This window comes from Lelliottia sp. F153 (genome assembly GCF_002870005.1).
In the GTDB taxonomy this organism is placed as follows: domain Bacteria; phylum Pseudomonadota; class Gammaproteobacteria; order Enterobacterales; family Enterobacteriaceae; genus Enterobacter; species Enterobacter nimipressuralis.
Genome location: NZ_PKFT01000004.1, coordinates 49389 through 61125, shown reverse-complemented (window position 1 = coordinate 61125; position 11737 = coordinate 49389). Strand labels below are relative to the sequence as shown.

General features: G+C 52.9%; 13 protein-coding genes. 10 read left to right on the top strand and 3 right to left on the bottom strand.

The genetic code is table 11. The annotated features are described in order from the left end of the window. The first annotated feature begins 26 nt into the window (after positions 1-26). Positions 27-110 (top strand): stress response protein AzuC, encoded by an 84-nt coding sequence (gene azuC, locus F153LOC_RS12305; protein ID WP_014832437.1) that lies wholly within the window; start codon positions 27-29, stop codon positions 108-110. A gap of 108 nt (positions 111-218) precedes the next feature. Further along, positions 219-470, top strand: coding sequence for a DUF2766 family protein (locus F153LOC_RS12300; protein ID WP_015959482.1), 252 nt, complete (start codon positions 219-221; stop codon positions 468-470). 71 nt (positions 471-541) lie between these two features. On the opposite strand, the gene F153LOC_RS12295 is transcribed toward F153LOC_RS12300, so the two are convergent. Together F153LOC_RS12295 and F153LOC_RS12290 are read right to left on the bottom strand one after the other, a co-directional pair. Beyond that, positions 542-1885, bottom strand: coding sequence for an anaerobic C4-dicarboxylate transporter (locus tag F153LOC_RS12295; RefSeq protein ID WP_102104005.1), 1344 nt, complete (start codon positions 1883-1885; stop codon positions 542-544). A 148-nt stretch (positions 1886-2033) separates the two neighbouring features. Next, complete coding sequence (locus F153LOC_RS12290; RefSeq protein ID WP_102104004.1) at positions 2034-2537, bottom strand: non-heme ferritin-like protein; 504 nt, start codon at positions 2535-2537, stop codon at positions 2034-2036. A gap of 213 nt (positions 2538-2750) precedes the next feature. On the opposite strand from F153LOC_RS12290, the gene F153LOC_RS12285 reads away from it, so the two are divergent. The 6 genes from F153LOC_RS12285 to otsA all read left to right on the top strand — a co-directional run bounded on the left by F153LOC_RS12285 (position 2751) and on the right by otsA (position 9560). Next, positions 2751-3308 (top strand): DJ-1 family glyoxalase III, encoded by a 558-nt coding sequence (locus F153LOC_RS12285; protein ID WP_102104003.1) that lies wholly within the window; start codon positions 2751-2753, stop codon positions 3306-3308. A gap of 316 nt (positions 3309-3624) precedes the next feature. Continuing rightward, positions 3625-4614, top strand: a complete 990-nt coding sequence (gene araF, locus F153LOC_RS12275) for an arabinose ABC transporter substrate-binding protein AraF (RefSeq protein ID WP_100780856.1) — start codon at positions 3625-3627, stop codon at positions 4612-4614. A gap of 66 nt (positions 4615-4680) precedes the next feature. Continuing rightward, positions 4681-6195, top strand: coding sequence for an L-arabinose ABC transporter ATP-binding protein AraG (gene araG, locus F153LOC_RS12270; RefSeq protein WP_100779740.1), 1515 nt, complete (start codon positions 4681-4683; stop codon positions 6193-6195). Between the two features lie 11 nt (positions 6196-6206). Then, entirely contained in the window at positions 6207-7190 is a 984-nt protein-coding gene (araH, locus tag F153LOC_RS12265; RefSeq protein WP_181826512.1) for an L-arabinose ABC transporter permease AraH, read from the top strand. A gap of 164 nt (positions 7191-7354) precedes the next feature. After that, positions 7355-8161, top strand: coding sequence for a trehalose-phosphatase (gene otsB, locus F153LOC_RS12260; protein ID WP_102104002.1), 807 nt, complete (start codon positions 7355-7357; stop codon positions 8159-8161). Next, positions 8136-9560, top strand: a complete 1425-nt coding sequence (gene otsA / locus F153LOC_RS12255; protein ID WP_102104142.1) for an alpha,alpha-trehalose-phosphate synthase — start codon at positions 8136-8138, stop codon at positions 9558-9560. Before otsB ends, otsA begins: the two co-directional genes overlap by 26 nt. Before the next feature lie 19 nt (positions 9561-9579). Here the strand turns inward: otsA and uspC are convergent, their stop codons facing one another. Next, positions 9580-10005 carry a universal stress protein UspC gene (gene uspC / locus F153LOC_RS12250; protein WP_100779743.1) on the bottom strand — a complete coding sequence of 142 codons (426 nt, stop codon included), beginning with the start codon at positions 10003-10005 and terminating at the stop codon, positions 9580-9582. Positions 10006-10799: 794 nt separating this feature from the next. Here uspC and flhD point away from each other — a divergent pair. Further along, complete coding sequence (flhD, locus tag F153LOC_RS12245; protein ID WP_181826511.1) at positions 10800-11150, top strand: flagellar transcriptional regulator FlhD; 351 nt, start codon at positions 10800-10802, stop codon at positions 11148-11150. Positions 11151-11152: 2 nt separating this feature from the next. Then, positions 11153-11731, top strand: a complete 579-nt coding sequence (gene flhC, locus F153LOC_RS12240) for a flagellar transcriptional regulator FlhC (protein ID WP_100780858.1) — start codon at positions 11153-11155, stop codon at positions 11729-11731. Positions 11732-11737 lie beyond the last annotated feature (6 nt).

Here is an 11737-nt window from a genome sequence, read left to right as displayed (position 1 = left end):
TGCATAACACATTACCGGAGCATCAAATGAAACTGCGCAAAATCCTGAAAAGCATGTGGGCTAACTACTGCAACACGTTTAAAGACGTACCGCCAGGCGCAATGTTCTGATGAAAAAAACCTGCTTCGGCAGGTTTTTTTATGTCTGCGTTCGACGAGAGGGAAGATGAAAGGGCTATCGTTTTGCTACTATGGCGCTCTTTATGTAAGGAGCTTCCTATGTCTCAAAATCTGAGCGCCGATCAGGAACTGGTATCTGACGTCGTCGCATGCCAGTTGGTCATCAAACAAATCCTGGATGTGTTAGACATTATCGCGCCGATTGAAGTGCGTGAAAAAATGTCCACCCAACTGAAAAACATCGATTTCACCAGCCATCCTGCTGCGGCGGACCCCGTTACGCTTCGCGCCATTCAAAAAGCCATCGCGCTTATCGAACTCAAGTTCACACCGCAGGGTGAGTCACACTAAAATAAACCGATGTTTTGAATTTAGAAACAAGTTTATGCAAAAGGGCGACAGCAATGTCGCCCTTTTGGCGTTCAGAAGAAGGTCTGCACCAGCAGATAGCTGGCAGCACAGGCACAGCTGACGCCGATAAGCCCCGGCAGAATAAAGCTGTGGTTGATGATGAATTTGCCAATGCGGGTGGTACCGGAGCGGTCGAAACCGATACAGGCCAGGTCGCTCGGGTAGGTGGGCAGCACGAAGTAACCGTAGGAGGCCGGGAAGAAAGCAATCAGCATTTTTGGCTCAATGCCCAGCATCAGGCCCATCGGTGCGACGGCGGTCAATGCTGCGGCCTGGCTGTTTACCAGTTTGGAGACCAGGAACAGCACGATGGCGTAAGTCCACGGATGGCTTTTTACTACCCCTTCGAGCGCCATTTTCAGCTCGTCGAGGTGCGCCTGGAAGAAGGTATCGCTCATCCACGCAACGCCGAAGACCGAGAAAATCGCCACCATCCCGGCCTTAAACACCGCACCGTTCGAAATGGCAGAGGCGTTAACCTTACAGGCAATCAGCATCACCGCACCGGCAATCAGCATCATCATCTGGATGACGAGATTCATGGAAAGCGCTGTCATTTTGCCTTTGATTTCAAAGGCAGGACGCAGCTCGGGCAACGCCCCCAGCAGCACCACGACAGCAATGCCGGCGAAGAAAATCCACGTCGACCAGTACGCCTGCTTCGGAAAGCGCTGGTTCATCAGCGTTTCGGTGCTGCCATAGATAAATTCGCGCTGTTTCGGATCGCTGAGTTTTTCCTGGAATTCCGCATCGTCAGCCAGATCTTTTCCACGACGCAGGCTCCAGAGTGCGGCAATCATCACTCCAAACAGCGAAGCGGGTACGGAAACGGCCAGAATCTCGAGGATCCCCCACGCCTGACCGATACCGTGCTGGGCGCCAATAATTGACACCAGCGATACCACGGCAACAGAGACCGGGGACGCCGTAATCGCCATCTGCGAGGCAACAGAAGCAACGGCCATTGGGCGTTCCGGGCGAATGCCTTTTTTCAGCGCGATGTCGGCGATAATCGGAAACATGGTGTACACCACGTGACCGGTCCCGCAGAGAAACGTCAGCATCCAGGTGGTAAAGGGAGCGAGGAGGGTGATGTGCTGCGGATGTTTTCTCAGCAGGCGCTCAGCAAACTGCATCATGACATTCAGGCCACCCGCGGTCTGCAGGGTCGCCGCGCAGCCGATCACGGCAAGGATCGTCAGCATGACGTCCACCGGCGGTTTACCGGGCTGGAGTCCAAACACAAAACTTAAAATGAAAAGACCGATACCGCTTATCAGCCCAAGGCCCATCCCGCCGAACCGCGTTCCTACCAGCAGGCAGAGGATAATGACAATAAACTCGATGGTGATCATGAAGCTCCCTCGTCAATCAAAGTGAAATGAAATAAATCATTTCACTTTGTAAGGTTATTGGCTGGGAGCCAGATCTGATTTGTTAAATTTCAATAAAAGCAGTTACTTGGTAACTATTATTTAACAATTGTGGATAACTAGCCGGGTGTCAGTGGCGCTGATAGTTCACCAGATTAAGCAGATGCTGGTCAGTCTGCGTCATACACAACCCGGCACGCTTCGCGCTGCGCACCTCATCCAGAATGGTTTTCAGCAATAATCCATCCTGCTGCTGTTCTTTTCTCATATCACGTAAGAAATCGAGCGTGGTGTCATCATTCAGCGCTTTGGCTTCTCCGGCGAGCGTTTTCAGCATGGTACAGCGCTGCTCGTACTCGTCGAGGGTTTTCTGGAATATCTCTTCCAGCGATGAACAGGCGTCATCGGAGATCACACGCGCTTTGACAATCGGGTTAGCCCCGGCCTGTTTCATATAGTCAAAGACCCGCATCATGTGGGTGATATTGCATTGCGCCTGGGTGCGCAGAAAGGTGGCGGTTCCGTTGAGGCTGTGCTCTGAACACCAGTCGCTCAACTGCAAATAGAGATTGGAGGCGTTGAACTCGAGGTTCATCTGGGTGTTGAGTTTCTGAATCATTCCTGAAGTTGTCATTATAATATCCTTATCTAGAGGAGGGATGATTAACAACAGAATAAAGCCGTTCTGTACCGTCGTTATGTGACCCACTTTTCATTTCCCGTCATGCAATTAGGAATAATGCCCGTAATTTGTAAAAAGAATGAACTGTGATCCACGCACAGGTTTGACGGGTGACTTCTTGTAAAATGAAACGATGTTTTATCTATTTCATTTATGAGGATCAAAATGGGCAGAGTGGCGGTATTGTTGGCACCAGGATTTGAAGAAGCGGAAGCAATTATCACGATTGATATCTTGCGCCGTATGCATATTGACGTCGAAACGCTGGCCTGCGCGGAGTCTCGCGCGGTGGTGAGTTATCACAACATCCCGATGGTGGCAGACAGCACGCTCACCGAGCGCGCCGATACGCTGTACGACGCAGTGGTACTGCCGGGCGGGCCGCAGGGTAGTGTCAATCTGGCTGCCAGCCAGGAAGTGGTTCGTTTTGTTAAGGCACATGACGACGCGGGCAAATTGATCTGCCCAATCTGCTCTGCCGCGGCGCGCGTGCTGGGCGGCAACGGCCTGCTGAAAGGGCGTCGCTATGTCTGCTCAGGCGATTTATGGGAAACGGTCAACGACGGGGAATACGTCGATGCGCCGGTGGTAGAGGATCAGAATCTCCTCAGCGGCAAAGGCCTCGGCCACGCGTTTGATTTTGCCCTGACCCTGGCCGCCCGTTTACTGGGGGATGAAGCACCGGTTCGCGATCACGCGGATCATATTTACTACGCCTGGTAAATTCTTACGCGGACGCTACGGCGTCCGTATTACAGGGACGTCTTAGCTGACCTTATGGATAATTCTGCTTAATCCCCTCCAATTTGTCCGACAATACCTGCCTTTTTTATGTCATTTATCGCTGAATATATGTACGCAATTACTGTAATTCTGCGGTGTGATGCCGCTCTCTTATGGATGATTAATTTCCCGCTAAAACTATCTCCAGCACCATCACTTATTCAAGGGTGAGCGCTAATACCTTGTTTTACGTCCGATTAAATAAAAAGCACGACACTATACCCTACATAAAAGTATGCTAATGCTGGAGTTAACCATGCACAAATTTACTAAAACGCTGGCGGCCATCGGCCTGGCAGCCGTTATGTCACAATCCGCTATGGCAGAGAATTTAAAGCTCGGTTTTCTGGTGAAACAGCCTGAAGAACCCTGGTTCCAGACCGAATGGAAATTTGCGGATAAAGCCGGGAAAGATCTCGGCTTTGATGTCATCAAAATTGCCGTACCCGATGGTGAAAAAACACTGAACGCCATCGACAGCCTGGCGGCCAGCGGCGCGAAAGGTTTTGTCATTTGTACGCCAGATCCGAAACTCGGTTCGGCCATTGTGGCAAAAGCGCGAGGTTACGGCATGAAGGTGATTGCGGTTGACGATCAGTTCGTCAATGCCAAAGGCAAACCGATGGATACCGTTCCGCTGGTGATGATGGCGGCCACCAAAATCGGTGAGCGTCAGGGCCAGGAACTCTATAAAGAGATGCAAAAACGCGGCTGGGATGTGAAAGAGACTGCCGTTATGGCGATCACCGCAGATGAACTCGATACCGCGCGTCGCCGCACGTCCGGTTCGATGGACGCGCTGAAAGCGGCCGGGTTCCCGGAAAAACAGATCTATAAAGTCCCGACGAAATCGAACGATATTCCAGGCGCCTTCGACGCCGCAAACTCCATGCTGGTGCAACACCCTGAAGTTAAACACTGGCTGGTGGTCGGCATGAACGACAACACCGTGCTGGGCGGCGTGCGCGCGACAGAAGGTCAGGGCTTTAAAGCGGCGGATGTCATCGGCGTCGGCATTAATGGCGTGGATGCGGTGAGCGAGCTGTCTAAAGCGCAAGCGACCGGCTTCTACGGCTCGCTGCTGCCAAGCCCGGATGTGCATGGCTATAAATCCAGCGAAATGCTCTACAACTGGGTGACGAAAGACGCCGAGCCTCCGAAATTCACCGAGGTGACGGACGTGGTGCTGATCACCCGCGACAACTTCAAAGAGGAACTGGCGAAAAAAGGGCTGGGCGGTAAGTAATTTGTTGTGATTGCGCCCCTCGATGCGGAGGGGCCAGACGTACACTACTCGAATCACGGAGACGTTATGCAACAGTCTGACCCGTATCTCTCTTTTCGCGGCATCGGGAAAACGTTCCCCGGTGTAAACGCGCTGACCGATATCAGTTTCGACTGCTATCCCGGTCAGGTCCACGCCCTGATGGGGGAGAATGGCGCAGGGAAATCCACGCTGTTAAAAATCCTCAGCGGAAACTACGCCCCGACGACCGGCACGCTGGCGATTCGCGGCGAAGAGATGGTGTTTGCCGATACCACGGCGGCGCTGAATGCTGGCGTCGCTATCATTTATCAGGAGCTGCATCTGGTACCTGAAATGACGGTGGCGGAAAACATCTATCTGGGGCAACTGCCTCACAAGAGCGGGATCGTCAATCGTTCGCTCCTCAATTATGAAGCCGGACTGCAGCTGCAGCATCTCGGGCTGGATATCGACCCACAAACGCCGCTGAAATATCTGTCGATTGGCCAGTGGCAGATGGTGGAAATTGCCAAGGCGCTCGCGCGCAACGCAAAAATTATCGCCTTTGATGAGCCGACAAGTTCGCTCTCGGCACGTGAGATCGACAACCTGTTCCGGGTGATCCGCGAGCTGCGCAAAGAAGGCCGCATCATTTTGTATGTTTCGCACCGTATGGAAGAGATTTTTGCCCTTAGCGACGCCATCACCGTGTTCAAAGATGGCCGCTACGTGCGCACCTTCACCGATATGCAGCAGGTCAATCATGACCAGCTGGTGCAGGCGATGGTCGGACGTGAACTGGGGGATATCTATCACTGGCAGCCGCGAGAATACGCTGCCGAGCGTTTGCGTCTGGAGAGCGTCAAAGCACCAGGCGTGCGTACGCCAATCTCCCTGTCGGTGCGCAGCGGCGAAATCGTCGGTCTGTTCGGGCTGGTGGGGGCAGGGCGCAGCGAGCTGATGAAAGGGCTGTTCGGCGGCACGCGGATCACCGCAGGCCAGGTGTATATCGACGGTCAGCCGGTGGATATTCAGAAACCGGCTCACGCGATCCGCGCGGGGATGATGCTCTGTCCGGAAGATCGTAAAGCCGACGGGATTATTCCGGTTCACTCCGTGCGCGACAACATTAACATTTCGGCACGCCGAAAATTCATTCGCGCCGGATGCCTGATCAACGACAGCTGGGAAAACATTAACGCCGATTACCATATTCGCTCCCTGAATATTAAAACCCCCGGTGCTGAACAGCTCATCATGAATCTCTCCGGCGGGAACCAGCAAAAGGCCATTCTGGGCCGCTGGCTGTCGGAAGAGATGAAAGTCATTTTGCTGGATGAACCGACGCGCGGCATCGACGTTGGGGCCAAGCACGAAATCTATAACGTCATCTATGAGCTGGCAAAACGCGGCGTGGCGGTGTTATTCGCCTCCAGCGATCTGCCCGAAGTGCTGGGCGTTGCCGACCGCATTATTGTGATGCGCGAAGGGGATATCGCCGGTGAATTGCTACATGAACAGGCGAATGAACAACAGGCGTTGAGCCTAGCCATGCCTAAAGTCAGCCAGGCTGTCGCCTGAGCAAGGAGTGAATGATGTCCTCTGTAACTACCTCTCGCGCACCGAAATCGGCTTTTAGCCTGGGGCGCATCTGGGATCAATACGGGATGCTGGTGGTCTTTGCCGTCCTGTTCCTGGGCTGTGCGATCTTCGTGCCGAATTTCGCCAGTTTCGTCAACATGAAAGGGCTGGGGCTGGCGATCTCTATGTCCGGTATGGTCGCCTGCGGAATGCTGTTCTGTCTGGCGTCCGGCGACTTTGACCTCTCCGTTGCGTCGGTCATCGCCTGTGCAGGTGTGACGGCGGCGGTGGTGATCAACCTGACGGAAAGCCTGTGGATAGGGGTTTTTGCCGGGCTGATGCTGGGTGTGCTCAGCGGGCTGGTGAATGGTTTTGTCATTGCCCGCCTGAAGATCAACGCCCTGATCACCACGCTTGCCACCATGCAAATTGTGCGCGGCCTGGCCTATATTATCTCTGACGGGAAAGCGGTGGGGATTGAAGACGAGCGTTTCTTTACCCTCGGCTACGCCAACTGGCTGGGTCTGCCGGCGCCAATCTGGCTGACGGTGGGCTGTCTGATTATATTTGGCTTCCTGCTCAACAGAACCACCTTTGGCCGCAATACGCTGGCGATCGGTGGGAATGAAGAGGCTGCACGCCTGGCAGGTGTCCCGGTGGTGCGTACCAAAATTATTATCTTTGTGCTCTCCGGTCTGGTGTCGGCGGCGGCGGGGATTATTCTGGCTTCGCGTATGACCAGCGGCCAGCCGATGACCTCGATTGGCTATGAGCTGATTGTGATTTCTGCCTGCGTATTGGGTGGGGTTTCGCTAAAAGGCGGCATCGGAAAAATCTCATATGTGGTGGCCGGTATCCTTATCCTCGGCACCGTTGAGAACGCCATGAACCTGCTGAATATTTCCCCCTTCTCGCAGTACGTCGTACGTGGCCTAATCCTGCTGGCAGCAGTGATCTTCGACCGTTACAAGCAAAAGGCGAAGCGCACCGTTTGAGCAAAATCTGGCCCAACTTTTAAGTCTAGTCCTACCTCCCTGCCGCCTGCCAGCAATGCTGGCAGGCGGTTTGCTAAATGGCGAGCAGCGTCACACTGTCTATACTTACATGGCTACTGAGATGTTAAATGTCTGACATCTCGAAAACCGTAAGGAGGATAAGGGTGGCAGACTCGTTAAACGTACCGCCTGCACTGACCGGAGAATTCGCATTCTTTTTCGATCTCGACGGGACTCTCGCCGACATCAAACCGCACCCCGATCAGGTGGTGATACCTGCCGATATTCTCCGGGTGTTACATCAGCTCTCCAGCATCAATCATGGGGCACTGGCATTGATATCAGGGCGCTCAATGGCCGAGCTGGATCAGCTTGCCAGGCCTTACCGCTTTCCGCTTGCCGGTGTGCACGGAGCGGAGCGCCGCGACATCCATGGCAATGCGCATATCGTCTCTCTTCCCGATTCACTGATTCAGTCGCTCACGGTACAACTGACCGCGGCGCTCGAGCATCTGCCGGGAACGGAGCTGGAGGCGAAAGGGATGGCCTTTGCGCTGCACTATCGTCAGGGGCCGCAGCACGAAGCTGCCATCACGGCGCTGGCAACCTCCATCGTCGCGGCACACCCTCAGCTTGCACTGCAGCCGGGGAAATGTGTGGTGGAAATAAAACCGAGGGGCATTAATAAAGGAGAGGCGATCAAGGCCTTCATGACCGAGGCGCCTTTTGCGGGCAGAACGCCGGTGTTTATCGGCGACGACCTGACGGACGAAAGCGGTTTTAGCGCCGTCAATCAGGCCGGAGGGGTATCAATTAAAGTCGGACAGGGTGAAACCTGCGCCGAATGGCGACTGGCGAATGTCGCCAGCGTCTGGCAATGGGTCACCGAAGTCGCTAACCAGCAACAAGAAGAAAAAATAGCGCATAACAACAGGAGAAAACATGATGGGTCGCTTAGTCGTAGTCTCTAACCGAATTGCGCCACCGGACGATAAAAAATCCAGCGCGGGTGGTCTGGCGGTAGGGATTTTGGGTGCCTTAAAAACAGCTGGCGGTTTGTGGTTTGGCTGGAGCGGTGACGTCGGTAATGAAGACCAGCCGCTAAAAAAGGTGACACGGGGCAACATCACGTGGGCATCGTTTAATCTGGGTGAGAAGGACTACGAAGAATATTACTCGCAGTTCTCGAATGCCGTGCTGTGGCCGGCGTTTCACTATCGTCTGGACCTGGTTAAATTTGAGCGCGATTCGTGGGAAGGGTACACACGTGTCAATGCGCTGCTGGCGGATAAACTGCTGCCGTTAATCGAGGAAGACGATATTTTATGGATCCACGATTATCACCTGATTCCGTTCGCCAGCGAGCTGCGCAAACGTGGGGTGAATAACCGGATCGGCTTCTTCCTGCACATCCCGTTCCCGACGCCGGAGATTTTCACCGCGTTGCCGCCGCATGAAGAGCTGCTGGAAGGGCTGTGCGATTACGATCTGCTTGGCTTCCAGACGGAAAACGACCGCGTGGCGTTTCTCGATAGCGTCTCCGGTAAAACGCGCGTGACCACCCGCAGCGGCAAGTCTCATACCGCGTGGGGCAAGACTTTCGAGACCGAAGTCTATCCTATCGGTATTGAACCTGATGAAATCGCCGCTGATGCCTCTGGCCCGCTGCCGCCGAAACTGGCGCAGCTCAAAAGCGAGCTGAAAAACGTCAAAAACATCTTCTCCGTGGAGCGTCTGGATTACTCGAAAGGGCTGCCGGAACGCTTCCAGGCTTATGAGAGACTGCTGGAAAAATTCCCGCAGCATCACGGTAAAATCCGTTATACGCAGATTGCCCCGACCTCACGTGGTGAGGTGCAGGCCTATCAGGATATCCGGCATCAGCTGGAAACCGAGGCCGGGCGCATCAACGGTCGCTACGGGCAACTGGGCTGGACACCGCTGTATTATCTCAACCAGCATTTTGAGCGCAAAATTCTGATGAAGGTTTTCCGCTATGCGGAAGTGGGGCTGGTGACGCCTCTGCGCGACGGGATGAACCTGGTGGCAAAAGAGTATGTCGCCGCGCAGGACCCGAAAGATCCTGGCGTGCTGGTGCTTTCACAGTTTGCGGGGGCGGCGAACGAGCTGACTTCGGCGCTGATCGTCAATCCTTACGACAGCGATGATGTGGCGAATGCCCTCGACAGGGCGCTGACCATGCCGCTGACTGAGCGTATCTCGCGCCATGCGGAGATGATGAAAGTGATTCGCGAGAACGATATTAATCACTGGCAGGAGCATTTTATTCGCGATCTTGAGCGGATCACTCCCCGTAGCCGGGAGAGCAATCTGCAAAAAAAGGTCGCAACCTTCCCTAAACTGGCTTAACGAGTCCCCCTCGGCGGCATCAGTTGCCGAGGGGAACCAGCAGCACGTCCACCTGACTTGAGCTGACAATTGCTTTGGCGGAGCAGGCGGCGCGTGAGAAGAAGCTGTGGTTATGGTTACCGCAGATCACCAAATCGGCCTGCTCTTTGCGGCAAATATCCAGAATATGTTCGCTCAGTTCGCCGGTGGCGATAAAGGTCCGCGCGATAGGATACTGGGCTTTATCCTCCAGCTCCTGCAAAAACTGCTGCGTCTCTTCCTGCAACAGCCCACGAATATCTTCCAGCATCGGTGCCGCCAGCTGGTTATACATTTCCGGCTCGGCCGCCAGCGTAACCAGACTAATCCGCGCATTGAGCGGGCGGGCGATAGAGACCGCTCGCGCCAGCAGCTGATGGCTTTCCGGGGTAACAGCAACGCATACCAGAATGTGTGAGTAACTCATCGCTCACTCCTTTGATGTCCAGAGACAGAAGATTCATCACCATTAGCGCGATTCGTACCGCTTCGCAAGAGGGCAATACGACATTGGTGTGACGCTTATCATAATTATTCATTAATTATTCTTATAAAACGAATAGTGTCATAACCGAGCTTATCAACGTAAAAGCGTTACTTAACCAAAACATCCCCTTTTTAATATTGAACCCGTCATCAGATATCCGCCGTTTTTGACCAGCAAGTTATCTTCACGAACGGAAATTTGTTACATTTTTTAATTTTATAACTTCATGATTTTAAATGAAATTAATGATGTGTTATTAACTATGGCTTAATATGTTAAGCAAAAGATCATTAAGGATAATGCTCTCTGGCGAGGAGTGAGCTGGTCGGATAAGCCACTGCATGAGTATTCGTCCATTCAGAATAGAAAAGAGCCTCATTTGGCTAAAAATCAACCAACTTACAAGTCACGCTGATGGATTAATGCCTGCTTATCGCTTAATTTTTGTGACGTAGATCACATTTTTTTTAAAATTTGGGCGGGGCTGCATTGTATGTGGGAAAACGGACGAGTAGAGTTGCCTCGAATTAGGAAAAATCTTAGTTATTTGTAAGTAATGATAAGACGCTATGGTCAGGGATCACCATTTAAAAACCGCGCGTTTTATCCAGTTTAACCTTAATTCGACTATGCATTTTCGCCTTTTCTTTTTTTTACCGGGGTTTTCTCGGCGACATCACGGGGTGCGGTCTTACCGCATAAAAAATTATAGTTGGTTATTCTGGATGGGAAAAATGCATACATCCGAGATGCTTAAACACGTCTATGACATCAATTTGTCATACTTATTACTTGCACAGCGTTTGATTAGTCAGGACAAACCGTCCGCCATGTTCCGCCTGGGTATCAGCGAAGAAATGGCAACAACGCTCGGTGGATTAACTCTCCCTCAGATGGTCAAACTGGCGGAAACCAACCAGCTGGTATGTCAGTTCCGCTTCGACAGTCATCAGACCATTACGCGTCTGACTCAGGATTCACGCGTTGACGATCTGCAACAGATCCACACCGGGATTTTGCTTTCAACCCGCCTTCTCACCGAAATCAGCCAGCCTGACGACGTGGCCCGCAAGAAAAGGGCTTAATGATGAGCGAAAAAAGCATTGTTCAGGAAGCTCGCGACATTCAGTTGGCAATGGAACTGATCACGTTGGGTGCTCGCTTACAAATGCTGGAAAGCGAGACTCAGCTGAGCCGCGGTCGACTTATCAAACTGTATAAAGAATTACGCGGTAGCCCGCCTCCGAAAGGGATGCTGCCCTTTTCAACGGACTGGTTTATGACCTGGGAGCAAAACATCCACGCATCGATGTTTTGCAATGCCTGGCAGTTTCTCTTGAAAACTGGCTTGTGCAGTGGCGTAGATGCTGTCATCAAAGCCTATAAACTCTACCTTGAACAATGTCCGCAGCCGGAAGAGGGGCCACTTTTGGCGCTGACCCGCGCATGGACGCTGGTGCGCTTCGTTGAGAGTGGATTGCTGCAATTGTCGCGCTGTAACTGCTGCGACGGCAACTTTATCACCCATGCTCATCAGCCAGTTGGTAGCTTCGCCTGCAGTTTATGCCAGCCGCCGTCCCGTGCGGTAAAAAGACGTAAACTTTCCCCGGAAGCTGCCGATATTAATCCACAACTGCTGGATGAACAGATCGAACAAGCTGTTTAACCCGAA

What these genes read in the sequence shown, in the direction of transcription:
- azuC (WP_014832437.1), top strand. Translation starts at nt 27, where the DNA reads ATGAAACTGCGCAAAATCCTGAAAAGCATGTGGGCTAACTACTGCAAC.
- F153LOC_RS12300 (WP_015959482.1), top strand. Translation starts at nt 219, where the DNA reads ATGTCTCAAAATCTGAGCGCCGATCAGGAACTGGTATCTGACGTCGTC.
- F153LOC_RS12295 (WP_102104005.1), bottom strand. Translation starts at nt 1,885, where the DNA reads ATGATCACCATCGAGTTTATTGTCATTATCCTCTGCCTGCTGGTAGGA.
- F153LOC_RS12290 (WP_102104004.1), bottom strand. Translation starts at nt 2,537, where the DNA reads ATGACAACTTCAGGAATGATTCAGAAACTCAACACCCAGATGAACCTC.
- F153LOC_RS12285 (WP_102104003.1), top strand. Translation starts at nt 2,751, where the DNA reads ATGGGCAGAGTGGCGGTATTGTTGGCACCAGGATTTGAAGAAGCGGAA.
- araF (WP_100780856.1), top strand. Translation starts at nt 3,625, where the DNA reads ATGCACAAATTTACTAAAACGCTGGCGGCCATCGGCCTGGCAGCCGTT.
- araG (WP_100779740.1), top strand. Translation starts at nt 4,681, where the DNA reads ATGCAACAGTCTGACCCGTATCTCTCTTTTCGCGGCATCGGGAAAACG.
- araH (WP_181826512.1), top strand. Translation starts at nt 6,207, where the DNA reads ATGATGTCCTCTGTAACTACCTCTCGCGCACCGAAATCGGCTTTTAGC.
- otsA (WP_102104142.1), top strand. Translation starts at nt 8,136, where the DNA reads ATGGGTCGCTTAGTCGTAGTCTCTAACCGAATTGCGCCACCGGACGAT.
- uspC (WP_100779743.1), bottom strand. Translation starts at nt 10,005, where the DNA reads ATGAGTTACTCACACATTCTGGTATGCGTTGCTGTTACCCCGGAAAGC.
- flhD (WP_181826511.1), top strand. Translation starts at nt 10,800, where the DNA reads ATGCATACATCCGAGATGCTTAAACACGTCTATGACATCAATTTGTCA.
- flhC (WP_100780858.1), top strand. Translation starts at nt 11,153, where the DNA reads ATGAGCGAAAAAAGCATTGTTCAGGAAGCTCGCGACATTCAGTTGGCA.